This is a genomic window from Simkania negevensis Z (assembly GCF_000237205.1).
Classification (GTDB): domain Bacteria; phylum Chlamydiota; class Chlamydiia; order Chlamydiales; family Simkaniaceae; genus Simkania; species Simkania negevensis.
The window spans coordinates 2,294,690-2,313,398 of sequence record NC_015713.1 but is presented as its reverse complement, the minus strand read 5'-3'; the positions used below and the strand labels follow the sequence as shown (position 1 = coordinate 2,313,398).

15 protein-coding genes are annotated in these 18,709 nt (G+C 41.6%); 4 read left to right on the top strand and 11 right to left on the bottom strand.

Features of this window, described 5'->3' with window-relative positions:
• The first annotated feature begins 163 nt into the window (after positions 1-163).
• On the top strand, positions 164-1,378 hold the full coding sequence (locus SNE_RS11260) for a hypothetical protein (protein ID WP_013944568.1): 1,215 nt from the start codon (positions 164-166) through the stop codon (positions 1,376-1,378).
• A gap of 75 nt (positions 1,379-1,453) precedes the next feature.
• Positions 1,454-2,758, top strand: a complete 1,305-nt coding sequence (locus SNE_RS11255) for a hypothetical protein (protein ID WP_041419094.1) — start codon at positions 1,454-1,456, stop codon at positions 2,756-2,758.
• Here SNE_RS11255 and SNE_RS11250 read toward each other — a convergent pair.
• The 6 genes from SNE_RS11250 to SNE_RS11225 all read right to left on the bottom strand — a co-directional run bounded on the left by SNE_RS11250 (position 2,755) and on the right by SNE_RS11225 (position 10,802).
• The gene (locus SNE_RS11250; RefSeq protein ID WP_013944566.1) at positions 2,755-4,080 is read right to left on the bottom strand and encodes a glycosyltransferase family protein; all 1,326 of its coding nucleotides are present in this window, start codon (positions 4,078-4,080) and stop codon (positions 2,755-2,757) included. The two genes, SNE_RS11255 and SNE_RS11250, sit on opposite strands and share 4 nt — an antisense overlap.
• Positions 4,081-4,188: 108 nt before the next feature.
• A complete protein-coding gene (rho, locus tag SNE_RS11245; protein WP_231919529.1) occupies positions 4,189-5,415 on the bottom strand; it encodes a transcription termination factor Rho in 1,227 nt (408 codons plus the stop codon).
• Positions 5,416-5,649: 234 nt separating this feature from the next.
• On the bottom strand, positions 5,650-6,246 hold the full coding sequence (gene coaE, locus SNE_RS11240; protein ID WP_013944564.1) for a dephospho-CoA kinase: 597 nt from the start codon (positions 6,244-6,246) through the stop codon (positions 5,650-5,652).
• Positions 6,240-8,945 (bottom strand): DNA polymerase I, encoded by a 2,706-nt coding sequence (gene polA / locus SNE_RS11235; RefSeq protein ID WP_231919511.1) that lies wholly within the window; start codon positions 8,943-8,945, stop codon positions 6,240-6,242. The genes coaE and polA overlap by 7 nt, the downstream gene beginning before the upstream one ends.
• Positions 8,894-9,946: a S49 family peptidase gene (locus SNE_RS11230; protein ID WP_013944562.1), complete on the bottom strand. Its 1,053-nt coding sequence runs from the start codon at positions 9,944-9,946 to the stop codon at positions 8,894-8,896. Before SNE_RS11230 ends, polA begins: the two co-directional genes overlap by 52 nt.
• A gap of 94 nt (positions 9,947-10,040) precedes the next feature.
• Entirely contained in the window at positions 10,041-10,802 is a 762-nt protein-coding gene (locus tag SNE_RS11225) for a hypothetical protein (protein ID WP_013944561.1), read from the bottom strand.
• A 368-nt stretch (positions 10,803-11,170) separates the two neighbouring features.
• Between SNE_RS11225 and SNE_RS11220 the strand changes: the two genes are divergently transcribed.
• Positions 11,171-11,851 (top strand): hypothetical protein, encoded by a 681-nt coding sequence (locus SNE_RS11220; protein WP_013944560.1) that lies wholly within the window; start codon positions 11,171-11,173, stop codon positions 11,849-11,851.
• Positions 11,852-11,873: 22 nt separating this feature from the next.
• Here SNE_RS11220 and SNE_RS11215 read toward each other — a convergent pair whose 3' ends face one another.
• The 4 genes from SNE_RS11215 to SNE_RS11200 all read right to left on the bottom strand — a co-directional run bounded on the left by SNE_RS11215 (position 11,874) and on the right by SNE_RS11200 (position 16,177).
• Positions 11,874-13,100, bottom strand: a complete 1,227-nt coding sequence (locus SNE_RS11215; RefSeq protein WP_013944559.1) for a dicarboxylate/amino acid:cation symporter — start codon at positions 13,098-13,100, stop codon at positions 11,874-11,876.
• 52 nt (positions 13,101-13,152) lie between these two features.
• Positions 13,153-14,754 carry a tetratricopeptide repeat protein gene (locus SNE_RS11210; RefSeq protein WP_013944558.1) on the bottom strand — a complete coding sequence of 534 codons (1,602 nt, stop codon included), beginning with the start codon at positions 14,752-14,754 and terminating at the stop codon, positions 13,153-13,155.
• A 276-nt stretch (positions 14,755-15,030) separates the two neighbouring features.
• Positions 15,031-15,534, bottom strand: a complete 504-nt coding sequence (locus SNE_RS11205; protein WP_013944557.1) for a CDP-alcohol phosphatidyltransferase family protein — start codon at positions 15,532-15,534, stop codon at positions 15,031-15,033.
• A 31-nt stretch (positions 15,535-15,565) separates the two neighbouring features.
• Positions 15,566-16,177 (bottom strand): DedA family protein, encoded by a 612-nt coding sequence (locus SNE_RS11200; RefSeq protein WP_041419505.1) that lies wholly within the window; start codon positions 16,175-16,177, stop codon positions 15,566-15,568.
• A gap of 200 nt (positions 16,178-16,377) precedes the next feature.
• On the opposite strand from SNE_RS11200, the gene SNE_RS11195 reads away from it, so the two are divergent.
• On the top strand, positions 16,378-17,100 hold the full coding sequence (locus tag SNE_RS11195; protein ID WP_013944555.1) for a hypothetical protein: 723 nt from the start codon (positions 16,378-16,380) through the stop codon (positions 17,098-17,100).
• On the opposite strand, the gene SNE_RS11190 is transcribed toward SNE_RS11195, so the two are convergent.
• Positions 17,083-18,663, bottom strand: coding sequence for an Npt1/Npt2 family nucleotide transporter (locus SNE_RS11190; protein WP_013944554.1), 1,581 nt, complete (start codon positions 18,661-18,663; stop codon positions 17,083-17,085). The genes SNE_RS11195 and SNE_RS11190 overlap by 18 nt on opposite strands.
• Positions 18,664-18,709 lie beyond the last annotated feature (46 nt).

The following is an 18,709-nucleotide window of genomic DNA, read 5'->3' as shown; positions in this document are numbered from 1 at the left end:
AAAGATCGCTTGCTCCAGACACATAAAATGGTGCTGCCTTCTTGTCAAATTCACGATTTTATTTTTTATTGGTCGAATAAAACAGTTTTTAACAAGAAGAGAGTAAACTTTTATTTTAATCTGATTTGAGGTATCATTTCCTCACTAAAAATTGGAGAGGGTTATGCAACTTGATTTTTCCGATCTTTCGACGTTTTCGTCTTTTCGACAGCCTCGAAGTATCATTGATGCATCGTTTGATGAAAAAACTAGCCGAGAAGCTCTTTTGGAGACGATGCAGCCTCTCGCAATTTTTGATCCTTCTGTCACGACATTTGATGAGTGTGCATCCATGGTCAACACCTATGACCGAGATGAAGAGAGCTCTCGAGACATCGAAGCGTTTGAACGGGAGCGGATCCGCTACCTCAAGGATGTTGTAGCTTACGCAAGGTTATGGTTTTACGCAGAAGAAAATCCTGAGCAAAGACTATTTGAGCTTTCAAAAAAAAATCTCCGTGACATCGACCCAAGTCTTATCGGGGAAAGTCGCTATGATGAAAGCGATAGCCTCATGGTTAAAGTGTGCAAAACTGTCATGTGTTTTTTTTGGGGGCAGCTCTATATGTGGTGCTTTACCGAGACTATTCGGATTTGGGCAGGGAGGTATGACATTCTCAAGTGGGGCGCGAGTCAAGACCCAAGAGGGTTAGAATGCCCTCCGATACCATCTCTCTCGCTGAGTGTTCATGAAAGAAAGGATCCTCGAGATGTTATAGTCGATCATGTGTGTATTCATCAGTTGGGGTTTGAAAACGAAGAGAGAGAAAATCTGCAAGCTTTGCTTAGGCTTTTTCCTGGGGAGATTAAAAAGTTCGACTTTTCTCCAAAAACCAAGAAGTTTTCCCTTGTTTTCAAAGAGGGTTGGAAGCTCGCTCCAGACTGGCAAAAAATCAGAGAGCGGTTTCCTAATACGCGTGAACAGCGAAGCTATAAGGGAATCCAAGTCGATTTAAAAGAGGCTTTCATTCGTATTGGAAATGTTATTGAAGGGGAAGTTGTTCAAAAAGGAGATCGGACCTATCTAGAATTTGGGGCAAAAGTGATTAGGGCAATGGTTCCAGCAACTTTTCAGAAAGCTCATCTCAATTTCTATGTTGATATCCTTCAGTGGGGACGGAGAGAAGATGGCTCCATGACAGTTAAAATAGATGTGAGCACTAACTCAAATTGGTTTGTTGATAAAGCTGTTAAAGCGATTGTTGTGGGAGTTTCAACAGCTGCTCTTGGGCAAGCAACGCATGCTCCAATCTTACCTCCCGAAGGGAAGTCAATTCCAATTTTGAATTTAGAAAAATTAGAACTAATTAAAAATTTTCTTTTTTGGAAAAAAATATAATTATATAAAAATTTATTATTTCTATTATTATTAAAATGAGTTATAGTTTGTAGATTAATAATGATTGGGGAAAGAATGGAAAGATTAGATTTTATCTACTTAAGTTGGATTTATGCGCCTAAGGTGCAATTAGAAGAGGTCAGAAGTGGCGAAAACAAGAAGCGGGAAGACCTTTTGAGTGCGATGGAATCGCTTCAACAACTAGACGATTCAAATGTTGATTTTACAAACTGCAACAAATATGTAGACCAAGATCAATTTGCAGATCCTTCCACTCTAGAAAAATCTTGTCAGTTTGAGCGCTGTCGCCGCGTCTATATGCTACATGTTTTAAGTTTTGCACGTGCTTTATTTGGAAACGATTTAAATCGAGAAGAAAAGTTTTATCATCATGTTAAAGAGCAACTGCGCCTCATAGATCCTGATCTAGTTAGAGAAAGCCGGTATTCTGAGGATGATTGGGCGATTACCAAAATTTGCAAAGTAGCGTTTTATTCTATTTCCAGACAGTATTACAGCTGGGCGACGGATGAGATTTCAACTTGGAAAATGCGCCATGAGATTTTGGAATGGGCAGCCAAGCAAAACCCCCATACAGTTATCTACCCCAAAACCCGGGAGGAAAGTGTACAAGAAATTGCAAAAATTCGCTTTGTTCCCAAAACGGTATGTGATCAACTTATCCGAGATGTCTTTATAGGAGCGCTTGGATTCAAAGAAGAAGATATCGAATCGCTTCAAGGAATCTTCGCTCTATTGCCGGGAGAGATGAAGACAAGTAGCTATCATCCTAAAACAAAAGAAGTTGAATTTACGTTAGACAAAAAGTGGATTGGGCATCCGAATTGGGCAGAGCTCACAAAAGACTCTGAAAATTCGATACCAGAACTGATCGCTCCTATTAGCATGCTCATCGAAGAATTGCAAAAATCTGGAACCCCGATTCCAGATGCCCTAAAAGTCATTGGAAACCGGTTGGCTCTTGTTCCAAAAGGTGTCCGTTTTGAAATAGGTCAAACAGTCAAAGGAACTATTCTGCAAAATTCCGAAGAAGCGATATTGAAGATTCAAGAAGGGGGAATGCGACTTATTATTCCAGCTCGCTTTGGTTTGTTTAGTCCTGATCTCTATGTCGATATCACTGAGCTGAGAAAAAGGGCTAATGGAGCAATACAAATCACACTCAAACCTGGAGCTTCAACGGGATTTGATACAACCATCAAAGGAATCGTTGCAGCGATCACTAAAATTGCTTTTGGAGAAAGTTCAACTGTAGTCACCTATCCTCTAGAAGGAGAGCAACAGATGTTTCTCCCTGATGAGTATGAGTTGAAAGAGATCCGAAAAAATGTTTCAGCTATGATTCAATGGGGAATTTAAGCTAAAGAAGAGGAAGCCGACTCAGGCATGAAGTAAGAACTGCAAAAGTCTGCAAAAGTTTCAGGGGTGATGAATTGCGCCCCTTTCTTTTCTTGCAAATAATGGGCATTGCCCCGTTCCCAGATAGGCATCCCATTTCCTAGTTTTTCTCGGTCAAGAGTTCCTTTAATTTCCGAGTGAATCCAGATTTGCCCTTGGGCTACAGTCATCAGCTCCATAGAAGTAAGCCCACCTGAGCGAGTGAAGGTTGCATCACTTCGGTAATAGAGAGGAGCGATAACTTCATCTCCTTGAAAGCACATCGGAATGATGTTGAGATATTGAGGATAATCGGTGAATTTTTGGATTGCATCATGCACACGACGGAGCAAGCTATTTCGGTGTTCTGCTTCGTGGTTACAAAAGACGAAGAGTAAGTGGCGAAAACCACGGTCGCCAGCCTTGTTAGCCATTTCGATAAAGCTCTTAACATATTTAATTGTTGCTTCTTCTGTCGGCTGACTTCCGAGAAGAATTGTCGAGACTTTATCAGTCGGTTCAATTGTGATTGCAATTTTATCGCGGAAAATTTCTGCATGAAGATTTCCCCGTTTGATCGTGTCAGCTATGAGGAACTTTTCGATGTAGTTCTTTACTTTAATTTCGATGTTCATCCTTTCTATCGGAGCATCGAGTTTTTGCCGAAACACTTCAAAGGTGGCTCGAAGTGGAAAGTCTTCATAGAGAACTTCACTTTCTTGGAGTTTACAATTCTTCTGCCAAAAAGCATCAGGTGTTTGATCGGCACTTAAAAGGGGCGTTGTAGAGACGAGGCGTAATAAATTACGATCTGCTTGAGATAGCCCTTTGATGGGTTTGAAAAAGTGTAGCACTTTTTCAGTTGGAAGTTCGGTAATCACTTTTTCAAGCTTGATCTTTTTTCCTGTGAACCGGCTTGCAACTTTGAGTGCTTTGATAGTTGCCGAGGTTCCAACAGGTTGTGTATCAATGATCCGGTCGACATCTTCTCGAAGAATGGTCCTCAAAGCTTTTATAAAAATGAGAACCCAAAAAAGAATATCTGCAACGGGAATGTTTTTGGAAAGGAAGCTAAGCATTCTCAAGTTTCCTTTCTTTTGGGAAACATTCCATAAATGGACAAAACACTTTCCAAAACGGCGGCCGACCCAATCAATCAGAATATCTTTTTGGATGATTTCGAGGTTTGGGTCTTCTGAAAGAGCTTTAACAGCTTTTGCATTAGCAGCTTGAATATGGCCACCACCACCCGAAGAGGTAATCAGTAGTAGCTTTTTTGGTTTATTATTTCTTTTTCCGGCCATAACCTCGAACTCAGAATTTTCCTAAACCACTTGGTATTAGGAGGTCGATTTAATCGCACGCTCTTAAATTGGATCGTAGGAAAATTAGCAAATAATTTAAATCATTTTTTAATCTTTCATCGAGAGAAGAAATTCCGCGTTGTTATTTGTTTTCTTCAATCGGTTCAAGAGCAGGTTCATTGCATCTAACGGTGTCAGATCTGCTAAAGCTTGACGAAGTAGATAAATTTTTTCAAGTTCTTCCGGATGATAAAGGAGTTCTTCTTTACGTGTTCCACTCTTCACAACGTCAATTGCAGGGAAAGTTCGTCTTTCCGCGAGACGCCTATCGAGAACCAGTTCCATGTTACCGGTTCCTTTGAATTCCTCGTAAATGACTTCATCCATCCGCGATCCAGTTTCAATCAAGGCTGTTGCAATGATTGTTAGAGAGCCGCCATGTTCAATATTACGAGCTGCTCCGAAGAATCGTTTTGGCTTATGAAGAGAATGTGCATCGACGCCTCCTGTGAGGATTTTTCCAGAATGAGGTTGGACGGTGTTGTAAGCACGAGCTAAACGGGTGATCGAGTCAAGAAGGATAACGACATCTTGCCCATATTCGACAAGGCAGCGGGCCTTTTCCATGACCATTTCTGCGACTTGGATGTGCCGTTCTGGAGGTTCGTCAAAGGTAGAAGAAACCACTTCTCCCTTCACCATTCGTTTCATGTCTGTGACTTCCTCAGGACGTTCATCAATCCCTAAAACAATCAAGACAACTTCTGGATGGTTTCTTGCGATCGAGTTGGCAATATTTTGCATGAGGATCGTCTTTCCCGACTTTGGGGGAGCGACGATCAGAGCACGTTGACCTTTTCCGATGGGAGCGGTCAAGTCAAGCACACGCATGGAGAGCTTGTCCTTATCGGTCTCCATCACGAGTCGTTCTGTTGGGAAAAGGGGAGTTAAGTTTCCAAAAAAGATCCGTTCTTTTGCTTTTTCTGGGGGATGGTTGTTGATACGGTCAACTTTGAGCAGGGCGAAGTACTTTTCTTTTTCTTTTGGTGAGCGAATTGTTCCATAAACGGTGTCTCCCTTTTTCAGGTCGAAACGGCGAATTTGAGCAGGGGATACATAGATATCTTCAGCAGAAGGAAGATAGTTGTAGTTGGGGGAACGTAAAAATCCGAATCCATCAGGGAGAACTTCTAAAACACCTTCACCGACAAGAGTTTCGTCCGGGCTGGAAGATTTCATTTTGACGATTTCGAAAACCATTTGAGATTTCGTAAGCTGGCTGAGGTTTTCAAGCCCAATTGTTTTGGCATACTTGTTCAATTCTTCGATATTCATTCGCTGGAGATCAGCGATTTTTGTGATCGTGTGTTCTTTATTGCTTGTGGGAGGATGTTCTATCTGTTCTTGGGGATTTTTAGCTGACTGTTGTTGTTGATGGTGGTGTTGCTGCTGCTGTTGCTGTTGATCTTTAGGTTGGCGAGGCCGATGATGAGGAGTTTTTCTCTCAGGTTTCTCTTTAACAGTTTTTGGTCCTGTTTGGCTATCTTCGTTCATTGCAAGTTTTGCTCCTTAAATCAAGGTGTGGATGAATTCTTTAACTTGGTTTTCTAGATGGGCAATATCCCCATCATTTGTAATGGTGAAATCTGCCAGCTCTGCTTTTTTTTCAGGATCCCATTGTCTTTTCATGCGTCTGTCATATTCCTGTTTGGAAAAGCCGGCTGCAATAAAACGCTCTTTTGCTGTTTTCTCATCGCCGATAACGGCCAAGATAAGATCAAACTCTTTTTCCTTGCCGATTTCTTGAATGAGAGGCACTTCTGCAACAAAGCAACAGTAGCGATTATCATGTTCTACCTTTCTGTACTCTTCCTCAATCTTGGTAAAGAGTAGAGGGTGGAGTAAGTTTTCTAATTGTTGAAGCTTTTCATGGTCTGAAAAAACTAAAGAGGCCACTTTTTTTCGGTCAATCTTGTCATCTGTCAAAATGTCTGGGCCAAGTAGGGCGATCACACGACGTTTGCACTCTGCATTTTTTTCTAATAACTGATGGATGATATCATCAGCACTGACCTGATAAGCTCCGTGCTTTTTTAGAAGGCGACAAACTGTGGTTTTGCCTGAAGCAATGCCGCCAGTTACTGCTATTTTCCTTAAGCTTAGCATTCTCCCCAATTTTTGCCAATTTCAATGTTAACCCTCAAGGGAATAGAGAGCTGTACGATGTTTTCCATTGTGTGGTGGACAAGGGGCTTTACCCGATCAATCTGATCTTCTGGAAGTTCAAAAATGAGCTCGTCGTGAATCTGAAGAACCATGTGAACTTCAGGATCGTCTTTCAATTGGTCATGTAATTTGATCATAGCGATTTTGATGATGTCGGCTTGGCTTCCTTGGAGCGGAGTGTTTACGGCGAGTCGCTCTGCAGCAGCACGAATCATTCCATTGGTGCTGTGGATTTCGGGAATCATCCGCCTGCGCCCCATCATTGTCGTAGCCATCCCTGTTTTACGTGTTTTTTCTTTACAAGCTTCGAGAAAGGCTTTCACCTGAGGGTATTTTTCAAAGTACCGTTTAATAAATCGGGAAGCTTCTTTCAGCTCCATCCCAAGCTCTTGCGACAGGCCAAACGCCTGCTGGCCATAAATGATTCCGAAATTTACAGCTTTAGCTTGAGAGCGCATTTCTTTGGTGACCTCTTCAATCGGAACATCAAAAACTGCAGCTGCGGTTGAAGTATGAATGTCTTTGTCGTTTTGAAATGCTTCAATCAGTTTAGGATCTTGACTCATGTGAGCGAGAAGGCGCAATTCAATCTGAGAGTAGTCTGCTGAGAGATAACGCCGGTTTTCGGGGTCTGGGCGAAATGCTTCGCGAATTTTGCGCCCTTCTTCAGAACGGATAGGGATATTTTGTAAATTGGGGTCTTGGCAAGAAAGGCGTCCAGTTGCGGTCACGGTTTGCATAAAGGTACAATGAATCCGTTTTGTAGACTCATTGACTTGTAGAGGAAGAGTGTCAGCGTATGTAGATCGCAACTTTTCTAAGCCACGAAATTCGAGAATTTTCGAGGCAATGGGGTACTCATATTGCAAACTTTCGAGAATATCTGCACGGGTGCTCCGTTTTTTCTGACCTGTAGGAATCTGTAACTTGTCAAATAGAATTTCGCTGAGTTGTTTAGGAGACTTGATGTTGAACTTTTCTCCAGCCAAGGCGTAAATTTCTTTTTCGATGCGGGCGATTTTTTCTATTAATATCCCTGACATTGCCTTGAGCTTTTCGCTATCGAGATACATGCCTGTGCGTTCCATTGAAATGAGAACTGGAACTAGAGGTTGCTCAATGTCATAAAGAATGGGAGCTAAAGACTCCTCTTTGATTTCTGCCTCAAATCGCTTTTTCAAACGGAAGGTGTAATCGACATCTTCGCAGCAATAAGGCCCCACTTCTTTGATCGGAACGTCTAGCATCGACTTTTGCTTTTGCCCCGTTCCAATGAGATCTTTAATTGGAGTCTTGATTTTTCCAAATTTTTCCAAACTCAATTGATCGAGTCCATGCCGGTTGTTTTGAGGATTGAGCAAGTAAGAGGCAACCATGGTATCAAATGCAATTTTCGGAAGCGCAATTCCATGATTGAGAAGGATGTGTAAGTCGTACTTGATGTTGTGGCCAACAAATCCAATCTTGGGGTTTTCAAAAAGAGGGCGAATTTTTTCTAAAACTATCTCTAACCCAAGGGTTCCATTCGTGGGGATGTACCAAGCCTTTCCTTTTTCAATGCAAAAGCCAATCCCGACGAGGCGGGCTTTCATAGGCTGCAATTCTGTTGTTTCGGTGTCAAAGACAATGGTTTTTTCAGTGGCAAGGTGTGAAATAAGTTTGTCTAGACTCTCAAGATCATCGACAATCTGGTAGTCTACTTGCTCTTGCGGCGACTCAGGGGGTTCTTCTTCACCAAGTTCTTTGAGCAGTGTCGAAAAATTCATGTCTTGGTACAAGGCAGTGAGTGGCTCGAGGTCTGGGCCTTTCAACTTGTATGCTTCCTCGTCTTTTGGGAAAGGAACGTCTAAAATGAGTTCGGCGAGTTGGCGACTTAAGAGAGCATCATCTCTGTGTTCTCGGATTTTCTCTGCCCATTTTTGATTTTCCATGCTATCGAGACTAGCGAGAAGTTTCTCGAGGGTTCCATATTCTTGAAGGAGGGAAGCTGCTGTTTTAGGACCAAACCCAGGAATCCCTGGGATGTTGTCTGAGGCGTCCCCCATAATAGCCAAATAGTCGACGATTTGTTCTGGTTTCACTCCGTAGATCTCTTCGACTTTTGCCCGATCAATGAGTAAATTGTCCTTATGAGTATGAATCATAAAGACCTGGTCAGAGACGAGCTGGGCTAAATCTTTGTCGCTCGAACAGATGAAAACTTTAGCATGGTTTTTCTCTGCCCACTTTGCAACTGCTCCTATCAAATCATCGGCTTCAACGCCTTCTTCAGAAAGGCAGGGAATCCCCGCCAATTTGCAGAATTCGAGAGCGAGTTCAAGCTGTGGTACGAGATCTTCAGGCATTCCTGTTCGATTGCTTTTGTAATGCTCGTACATTTGCGTGCGAGATTGCTTGTTGTTTGGTCCATCAAAAATGGCAACGAGATGCTCAGGGCCGAAATCTTTGATAATTTTTTGAACAGAACGAATGAAACCATACAAGGCACCGGTCGATTCTCCCCGCTTATTCGTCATGTTTCGGATGGCGTAATAAGAGCGGAAAAGAAACGAAACGGCATCGAGCAGGTAGATGTTTTTCATCTTCACTAATTGGTTGTCAAAGCCGGGGAGTAAAGATACAAGGGACGATTCATCCATTCTGATTTTAAAGCTGGGGTGAGTTGAATTTCGTGCTTAATTTTTCCTGAAAAGAGAGGTGATTGACCTTCAATAAGATCCGATAATATCGGATGAGGAACTTTAAGTTCAACGACTTGATAGGCGGTGTCAATTTTTGCTTGGGTCACGAGTTCTGAAAGGGCAGAGCTATAAGAGGAGTCGCCGTCGTCAATATATCCAAGTTCTTGAGCCTTAGGTGGGTCAAACACTTGCGCGCCATACTCATTGATCAATTTTTGTTTATTGATTCTAGGGCGGTTTTTGGAAACAATGTCGGTAAAGCGCTCGTAATCGTATGCTAAAATAGCTTTAAGTGAATCATCTTCACCGGGTTTCCATGGGCGGTAAGGAGAGAGCATATCTTTATCTTTCCCTTGGGTGAGGGTCACCTGAGAAACGCCATATTTTTCCATGAGTCCTGAAACATTGAAGTTTGGTCCCATGATCACCCCAACGGAACCCACGATTCCTGTAGGGTTAGAAAGAATTTTGTCGGCGCTACAAGCGATATACATCGCACCTGATGCACACATTCCATCGACATAAGCATAAATGGGGACTTTATACTTTTCTTTGTATGCAACTAAGGACATGTACATGTTGTTAGCATCGTCGACTGTTCCACCAGGACTATTGATGTGCAAAAGAATTCCTTTAACACGGTTGTGTTTCAATGCTCCTTCACGAGAGTCCAGGAGTTGTGTCTGAAGAAGTTTGGCGTTTAGATCCCGTGTTCCAATTTCTCCGTGAATGTTGATGCGTAAAATTGCAGGAGAGGAGTCTGGTAGGAGTGAGCGATTTCCATCAGCATCTGCGGCAATGATCATTGTTGTTTTGTCAGAAACCATTGCGGGTTTAGAAGCAAATATAAAGAGAACTCCGATAATGATGAGACCGACTAAAATGCCAAACATTCCTGCAAGGGAGTTGCAAAATGTTCGGAAAGCAGAAATAAAAATCGATTCACGTGTAATGTTCATAAAATAGGATGTCCTCTTATAGTCATTGAATATCTATTGATGTTAACCGAAAGAGAATTGTTTTGTAAACTTTCTCCTTTAGGTTTGAGATTTTTTACAAATATGTGGCAATGCGATTCAGCCAGCCAGGAAGCCAACGGGCTTCATTTCTCTCCGGAGGGGCGTTTTGCACACGGGTCATTAACACTTTTTTTGCGCTAGCGATAAAATCTTGGATTGGAGACTCTGAAACAGCTGGCATGAACTGGAGAACCTGGAAAAGTCCCCATCCTTCTCCTTCGTACTTCTCATCAGGCGAAGTTCCAGCTCCCTTAAAATTCAGATAATCGATCATGGCATACAATCCTTTACCACTTTTAGAAAGTGCTTCAAATGTTTTTGCAATGTGTTCTCTGGAGTTTTCGGGACTGAGTTTTAGGATTTCCTCAATTGCAGGTTCTAGTCTTTGAGCAATGAAAATTGCTTGTAGCGCGCGCGTTTCATAAAGGAATGCGCGCAGCTCTTTCATTTCCTGACATTGGATGTTAGCGTAAAAGGTTTCACGTGAGTCCCAGGGACATGATGCAGTTGCCTCAAGCCAGAGGGGAAGCATTGCTCCATGGGCTTTTAAAAAGTTGATCAAATTTGGAAATGTTTCTTGGAATTTTTTGGGTTCATTTTTTGGATACCAAATGAAATGACCGATGCCAAGAGAAGCAAAATTTTCTCCAACATTCCAATGAGTCAATTTTTCCTTTGAGCTGCTGCATTCATTTTTCCAAATCTTCTCGCCAATAAGATAAGCATCCTCATGGGAAATAGAAAGAGTAAATACTTGGTGCATATAAAGGATGAGAGTAAGAAAGAATCGTTTCATAGGATGATACTAGTACAATTTAACAAAAGTTTCTAACATTAATTGCTCCCAGATTTGCAGCGGATTTTTGTCTTTCAAAATCGACCACATTGTCAATTAATACAAGTTGAGACGCTATCTAACCTGAACTCTGGGTTGCTTTCACTCGTTCTCAGGGATTTTTCTCGTTCTTCTCAGCCTTTTTGCCTCGAAAAGGACCGTTTGGCTCTTCCCAAGCTAAAAATACCGAGAATCAAAGAGAGCTCTCTCACCTAAGACTAAGCAAAATAAACCCAGAGTTCAGGTTATCTATACCTAAACCACTTCTCAGAAATTTAAGTTGTGTGTAAAATCTTTCTGCTATTCGTGGATTTTGGAGAATCATTGCTATGATGTCTATTGCATGTAAAAATGATGAGGTTGCGATATCTCATCAATGTGCACCTTTTCCTTCAATTGATGAGCTATCTTATTGTTTCGACTTTTTGACTCCCTTTGCACTTTCCGCTGCTTCATGCGTGTGCCATACATGGAACATGATGAGCCAACAAGTTCTAGGAAAGATGAAGGAATTAGTCTTAGGGAAGACCAAGTGGATTAGATATGGGAACATTGGAGATGAACCTTGTATTTCAGCAAAAGGGTTATTGAATCTTTTTAGTCAGGCTGTAAACGCTGAAGCTTTTTTGATTCCAGCATATCTTGATAATGTTGCAATGAAAAACGTAATAATCGAGAAAGATATCGTAAAGAGTTCTAGGATCGAGTTAGAGATGCTTTTGAATATTGATCAAACTTATTGGATGATTATCGGAGAGTCTACAAAGGATCCTTGTCATAGCGATGTTAAACTGTATGCCCCAACTGTTATCGAAGCGATTATCATTTTAACTTTCAGCCGTTATTTCCAACAAAGGCCTTCTACAGAGATTGTATGTCAAGAAAAGACCAGAATTGGTCCGCATACGGTCTATATTGCATGTAAGAAGGTCTATAATAAAGTTCATATTTTTGGGAATTTTACTAGAACTCCTCGTCATAATATGGTTCAAATTTTTGGTAGGAATTAAATCTAGATAGAGATGACGCTGTCTAAGCTCTAACAGGATGATGTTCCTTCCCCAAAGATCTTTCTTTGAGCTCTTGATCTACGACAACTGTGACGCAGCTGTCGGACCAGACATTGAGAGCTGTTTCAACCATGTCGAATAGGGAATAGAGGGGAAGAATGATTCCCATCATTTCAATCGGGACACCCATGCCAATTAAGAAAGCCGTTGTGAGGAAATAGCATCCCATGGGAACACCTGCATTCCCAATTGCTGCGAGAGTAGCAAGAAAGACCCAGCCAATGAGCTCAAAAGGGGAAAATGTGATTCCGTGCCCTGTGCAGACGAACAAGATGGTAATTAAAATGAAGGCAGCGCATCCATTCATATTGATAATCGAGCAAAGGGGGAAGCTAAATTGCGCTGTTTTGTCCGAAAGCTTCAGGCGATTTTTTGCACACTCCAAAGCTAGGGGAAGCGATGCGTTTGACGACTTTGTAAAAAAGGCAGTTGTAAGAGCTGGCATCATTCCTCGAGCGATCCGGATCGGAGAGATCTTTTTCCATCTTAAAAGAAGGGGTAGAACAATAAACCCCTGAACTAAGTTGGCTGCTACGACAACTAGACCGTACAAGAGTAACTTTTTGAGGTCTTCTTGATGGGAGCGGATGTTTTCAGTGAACTGAACGGTGAAGGCGAAGATCCCAATTGGCATGATGGTGATTAGCCAACTTGTGGCTTTGAGCAAGGCATGAAAGAGCCCTTGAAAAAAGTCCTTCACTGTTTGGGTTGTTTTCTCAGGAAGTTTTAAAATGGAGATGCTAAAGACCATCGCAATGAAGGCCATTCCCAAGACATTATTTTCGATAAACGGTTCAATCAAACTAGAAGGAATGATCTTTGAGAGAAAGCTCAAATAACTTCCTTGAGGTTGAAGAGAGGTTGTAGCAGCTTCTGATGCGAGGGGATTAGGGCGCACGAGGAGAAAGAGCAAAAGGCCAATTGTAGCCGCTACGAGAGTGGTAGCAATGGTGTACTTTAAGATTTTTCGTAGCATGAATCTTGCTTCTGACAAGCTTTTCATTTGGGTCATTGTAGAAACGATGGCCAAGAAAATCATTGGCAAACTGATGAATTTTAACATCTTGAGGAAGATTTCAGAAATGGAGAGGCTCAGTTCATGGATGTAGGTGTTTGAAAAGGATCCAGCTAAAATTCCAAGCAAAAGGGCAATAAGTGTCGCGAGATTAAAATAAGTTGTTTTTTTCATAAGAAAATTTTTGTTTGTAAGGAGATAATTTTATCAGAATGTGAAACTGATATCAAGCTTCGGTTGGCATGTTGAGAACTTTCTCTAAAATCTCACCTGAAAACTTAAGTCCTTCCTTAGAGCTTCTTTTGAAAAGCTCCTCTGCGATGTGCACTTTGGCTCGAGTGGAGGTTAGAGGATCTACAATTGCCATTAATGATTGCTGAGCCTCCTCAAAGAGTCCTTTTTTTGCATAATACCGACATAAGAGTAAAAGGGCTTGCCTTTTGAGAAAAAGAAGGTGTTTTAGAATGTCTTTCGCGTTGTCTAGTTGATCCAGATCAAGGTAGATTTCAAATTGTCCCAATTGGACAGCCTCTTTATTTGAGTAAGAGAGATTGTGTTTCTGAAGCACGTCAAGAAGGAGGTCTGGTTTTTTCTGCTCTTTGCAAAGCTGGATGTAGAATTCATAGACATTATCTACAAAATAGACCTCTTTAACTCCGTCAAGGATGAGTCTGAGGCGGTCGAGATCTTTTTCTTCAAATACAAGATCTGCAATGAGTTTTTTACAATAGTTGTGCGTAGGGTCTGTTTCCTTGAAAGAGAGAAAAAGCTCTGTAACAATATTCAATGCTTTTCCATGCTCTCCTAGAGCTCTTAATACCTGTGCGTAGCGGACTACGAAAGGGGGGTATTTCTCTTCGATTTTAAAATTTTCTATCAATGCACGTGCGCTTTCACTCTGCCCGGTATTTGCGCAGAGCAAAGCTTTTTCAAGGTCAGGGAAAAAATACCCAGGAGTGTTTTCTGCAATTAAAAGGGCCAGTGCATATTGTTTCATTTCTTTAAAGTAGTCTATCAATTGTTTTCGTTGATCGACCTTGTACTGATCTAAGAAAACGTCTGCTTTTGCGTTATTTCCTGTAGACAGATGATGAGCTACAAGGAGGAATTGAGCCTCAGAACCTTCGGTTGGATATTTAAGAGCGAGCTCATGAGCAAGGTCGATGTGTCCACCACGAATTAGCTGCTGAATAATTTGTGGGAGAAGAGCTTTCATGGTTTCGGCGGTTTTGATGCCAGATGTGAGGTTTTGAGCGGATGCTTTGGCTTCCTTCGTGTTTCCTTCCAAAACGTAGATTTCGAGTTCTTTTAAACCCAATGTTGGGGCTTGAGAGTAGATTTCATAGCCAGCCGTTTTCACAACATGGTGAGCCGCTCCAAAGTCTTTGAGATTCAAGAAAAAATCGATGAGCGGAAGGAGACATGAAATCTGAATTTTTTCTTGAGAGTTTAATGAGCCGAATATTTTTTCTTCAGAAGAATGATGTGCAGGAGGTGTAGGATGAGGAGGGGAAGGCGGTGAAGGTTTCTTTTCAGGGAGGGTGTATCGGTGGTAGATTTTGGGAAGGATAACAAGGGCAAAAATTGCAGGCTTTGTTTGATAGCAAATGAAAGCAAAAAGTGCTGTTGTTATCACGCGTAGGACTTTTTGCAGTGTGGTTGTTTCTACTTCTCTCAAGGTCAAATCAGTCGAATATTCAAAGGAAGGATTTCCGAAGGGCAATGAGATGATCCATTCGCTGAAATTGATGCAAGAAGATCGAATGATCCCTTTAAAAGTCGGTTCGATAGGAATTAAAAGAGAACTTAGTCCGGGAATTGGATCCATAAATCACAAATTTTCAAATAACCTGAGTTCTGAGTATATACTCGTTCCGAATGAAAATATTGAGGAGCCTCTTTGTCAAATTCTCTAAGTTTCAATTGTCACGAGTATATTTTACATCTTTTCAAGAGAGGGTTCTCTTAAATTCTCAGCATTTTTGGCGAAGCTAAGGGCCAAGCGATCCTTTTCAAGACAAAAAGACTAAGAAAAATCCCTGAGAATGAGTGAAACAACTCTAAATCTCAGGTAATTTGAAAAAAAATATAGTGAATTTTTGAATTATCGTACAGTGCGACGTGAAAATTGGATGAGCTCAATGAATGCAAGGAATCCAAATAAGATGAAGAACAAGTAGAGAAAGTCTGGAATGGGGAATTTTAAGACAATCGCGATCAAGATGCAAAACTGGGAGGCTGTTGTAACTTTCCCCCAGCGAATAGAGCGGAGTTGGAAGGTTTTCCAATTTCCAGAAATTCCCAGGTAAAGCATAAAAATAAACAGGAAACAGTCGCGTGTAAGCATTGTTCCTGCTTGCCAAAGCTCCATCTGGCTTTCAAAAACCAGGACAGACAGGGCGACGTAGACAAAAAATTTGTCCATGATGGGGTCTAAAACAGCACCAAAGCGCGATGTGTAGCGGTACCGCCGTGCTAAATAGCCATCAATACAGTCCGTGAGCATTGCAAGTAGAATGATTGCTACACGCATCATTGTGTTATCAATGATGAAAAGAAGCGCTAATGGAGCGCGCAGAAATGAAAGACTATTTGGTGGGTTCAGCATAAACCTTTAAAAGAGACCTCTTTTGGGATCCTCACAATGCCTGTTTCTTCTTTCGTTTTTTATACCAAACTAGAGCAATTACCGTCACACTGAAAGCTAAAAATATGATAATATTTATAATTTTGACCCGTTCGATCAGGATGTGGTAGTTGAGTCCTAGGTTGTAAAAAGCTGCATAGCACGTAGTTGCCCATACAAAGCAGGCAACCATATCACGCATGGCGAACTTCCCAAAATGGGAGTGACTCATTCCTGCAGTCATAAAAATGCAATTGCGAACCCCAAAAGGGATGAAGCGGCCTAAAAGCAAAGTTAAAAATCCATGTTTATCATAAAAGGCGCCCACTTTTGTCAGGCGTTCTTCGTGCAAAATTTTAGAGAACCACCGAAGTTTCAGAAGCTTTCTGCCAATAGTTCTCCCTACTCCGTAAGCAATCCAAGCTGAAAAGTAAGCTCCAACTAGAATGCTGAAGTAAAGAGAGTATGTATGCTCTGGAATCGTTGTTGCGGCTAAGACAGCGCTAACGATCATGATAACATCAATACTTAGGGGAATGTTAAATCCCGCTAGGATGATCATTCCAAATGCCATCCAGGGAGCGTAGTTACTGTGATCTGCGATAAATTCAATAATATTTTGCATAGGAGTCATTATGGCATAACTTAGAAAAAAAAAGCATCATTATCGACTCCCTCTACACTTTATACTCAAACAACTTTTAAAGGTGAATTTTGGGTAGAGCAAAGCATCTTTTGAAACCCCAGAGTTTGAGTATAGAAGTCGTTTGAGTATAATTTTTAATCGTACTATTCTGTTTGGAATGATTTTTTCTGGAGGTTTTTATGAAAAAGTTTTTATGGATCTTACTACTTCCTTTTTCTCTTTTTGCTGCCGGTCCGATGACCCACCTCTATTTTGCTGAGAAATGGGCCGAGCAAAACCCCATTGCAACACAGGAAGCTCTTAGAGATTTTGTTTTAGGAAATCTCTTTCCCGATATCCGTTACGTTGCCAATATCCCCAGGGAATGGACTCATGCTGAGGTCTATTCTATTGAGGAAGTGGGAGCAAGTCGTACTCCTTTTGAAGGGGGAATGAAACTTCATGCCTTTGTCGATATTGTAAGAGAAAAATTTGTAGAAAAAACAGGCATTTATGCTTACGTAATCCCGTACGCAGAGGGGCATCCAGCCACACTTCTTAAATTTATTGAAGAAGAAATTTTGGCAGATCTATTCGATGGGCGAAAGTATAGTTATTGCTTAGATTGGATCATTCAAGAAGAACTTCAATTCGCTCTCACAGAAGATCTGGTCGATCATTGGCACTCCCGTTTACGTTATTGCATGAATACAAGGCCGAGTTGGCTCCTTTGGTTTGCATCAGGGCAAAGCCGCTTTGGCGTACCTGGTAATGTGATTTACAATTGGAGCTATTTGCTTCCTAAGCTTGCTCAAGAACCTGTCTTTCGAAACCACGTAGAACAGATGCTACGCCATGTTGAATCTGCCATTCGAGGCGGATATGGCATACCCGTATTTACGAACTTAAACGGATTCAAGTAAGGGCTTTTTTTCGGAGGGCTGTGCCTCCTCGTTAATCTCGAGTTTTTCATGATGCGTCGTAAGGAGATTAAATTGTCTCCCGAGTGAACGAGCTGCACCAATCCAACCGAAAACAACGGCGAGTAAGATCAAGCCGACGTAAGGTGCGCTGAGAGAAACGGAGCCGAAGAGCATCAGTAGTCCACCATGAACAATCGACCCTCCGGACTTTCCAACGCGAGAGCCTACTCCATCAATTGCAGCTTTTCCTTTTAGCTTGGACTCAGGGCTAAGGGGGATAAACGCTATTTCTTTTGTAGAGTCAAATAAGGTGTATTTACATGCTCGAGACATCACATTTTGGATTGTCCCAAAGAGAACCCCTAGTGCAAGAGGTGTAAATCCTATGGCGGCTGTCCAACCCACTAATGTAGGGTTGTTTTTAAAGAGAATGAATCCGAAAAAGAAAACACCTGTTACGAGGAGAGCAACAGGAGTGATTAAGGCGCTGACAGTCCATCCTAAGCGCCTGATTAAATTACTACTGAGAAATAGTCCGACAAATGTTGCAACCCAACCAATTGCACTCATGACCTTCCCCATATAAACAATAAAATCGTTGGGATTGGGATACAGTTCTTTGATTTGATCTTTCCAGATAATTTCGACCATGTTGATTCCAACATTGAATGCAACAACCAGAACTGCAATGCAAATTAAATACTTTGATTTTGCAAGGTAAGCAAAATTCTTACGCATTCCCATTTTCATGGTCTTCTTCGTTTCTGTGTGGTCTTGTTTCATTTTTAATAGTACTGCATCACGATTAATGACTCGCTTGTTGTACCATCTGAAAAGGGCCATAATAAGGAGACCTGCTGCAACAACAACACATGTCACAAGACCTAATGATTGTCCCCAGCGGTCAGGTCCAAAAATGAATGACATGTCAATCACTTGCAAAGAGAGAAAGGTGGTGATGTACCCTGAAAAAATAGTTGCAATATTGGCCCCTACACTGAGAATTCCATAATACCTTTTGGCCTCACCTACAGAAATAATTTCATTTGTGAATCCCCAAAAGAGGACAGACATAATAGCGGTTCCCCATAGCTCAGACATCACATAAAAGAGGGTATAGGACCAGTTACGGAAAATGGCTATGAGCCCTTGGAATCCCTGTGGAAGCATGGCTTGTAATTTATCAGCTGTGTCATGAGGATGAAGAAAATCTCGCAAGGGGTAGAGGACAAATGCAAATAGAGCGAAAAACGAAATGAAGCTCCCGATCATGATGTAAAACACTTGTTCTTGGCTAAATCGATTGAAGAGGCGAGTAAAGAGATAAGTTACGAGGAGTGCCATGGGGAGAATGACCCAGACCTTGATAAACGGGATTGCTTCTGCGCCTGATCCAGGGGCTGTAATGACAAGTGTGTCTTTTGCGACTTTTAAGACGCTATAGTTAAGACAAATGAGAGCGTAAATCAGGAGAAGAGGAAGAAATTTTTTAATTTCTCTTCCTTGAATTGGCCACAAAAATGAGCGCCATTTACTGAAACTCACATCAGTCTGTGTTGACATAGATCCCCGTAGGTTCGTTTGAATTAAATCTGATTGGGTTTTGACT

What these genes read in the sequence shown, in the direction of transcription:
- SNE_RS11260 (WP_013944568.1), top strand. Translation starts at nt 164, where the DNA reads ATGCAACTTGATTTTTCCGATCTTTCGACGTTTTCGTCTTTTCGACAG.
- SNE_RS11255 (WP_041419094.1), top strand. Translation starts at nt 1,454, where the DNA reads ATGGAAAGATTAGATTTTATCTACTTAAGTTGGATTTATGCGCCTAAG.
- SNE_RS11250 (WP_013944566.1), bottom strand. Translation starts at nt 4,080, where the DNA reads ATGGCCGGAAAAAGAAATAATAAACCAAAAAAGCTACTACTGATTACC.
- rho (WP_231919529.1), bottom strand. Translation starts at nt 5,415, where the DNA reads ATGAATATCGAAGAATTGAACAAGTATGCCAAAACAATTGGGCTTGAA.
- coaE (WP_013944564.1), bottom strand. Translation starts at nt 6,246, where the DNA reads ATGCTAAGCTTAAGGAAAATAGCAGTAACTGGCGGCATTGCTTCAGGC.
- polA (WP_231919511.1), bottom strand. Translation starts at nt 8,945, where the DNA reads ATGGATGAATCGTCCCTTGTATCTTTACTCCCCGGCTTTGACAACCAA.
- SNE_RS11230 (WP_013944562.1), bottom strand. Translation starts at nt 9,946, where the DNA reads ATGAACATTACACGTGAATCGATTTTTATTTCTGCTTTCCGAACATTT.
- SNE_RS11225 (WP_013944561.1), bottom strand. Translation starts at nt 10,802, where the DNA reads ATGAAACGATTCTTTCTTACTCTCATCCTTTATATGCACCAAGTATTT.
- SNE_RS11220 (WP_013944560.1), top strand. Translation starts at nt 11,171, where the DNA reads ATGATGTCTATTGCATGTAAAAATGATGAGGTTGCGATATCTCATCAA.
- SNE_RS11215 (WP_013944559.1), bottom strand. Translation starts at nt 13,100, where the DNA reads ATGAAAAAAACAACTTATTTTAATCTCGCGACACTTATTGCCCTTTTG.
- SNE_RS11210 (WP_013944558.1), bottom strand. Translation starts at nt 14,754, where the DNA reads ATGGATCCAATTCCCGGACTAAGTTCTCTTTTAATTCCTATCGAACCG.
- SNE_RS11205 (WP_013944557.1), bottom strand. Translation starts at nt 15,534, where the DNA reads ATGCTGAACCCACCAAATAGTCTTTCATTTCTGCGCGCTCCATTAGCG.
- SNE_RS11200 (WP_041419505.1), bottom strand. Translation starts at nt 16,177, where the DNA reads ATGCAAAATATTATTGAATTTATCGCAGATCACAGTAACTACGCTCCC.
- SNE_RS11195 (WP_013944555.1), top strand. Translation starts at nt 16,378, where the DNA reads ATGAAAAAGTTTTTATGGATCTTACTACTTCCTTTTTCTCTTTTTGCT.
- SNE_RS11190 (WP_013944554.1), bottom strand. Translation starts at nt 18,663, where the DNA reads ATGTCAACACAGACTGATGTGAGTTTCAGTAAATGGCGCTCATTTTTG.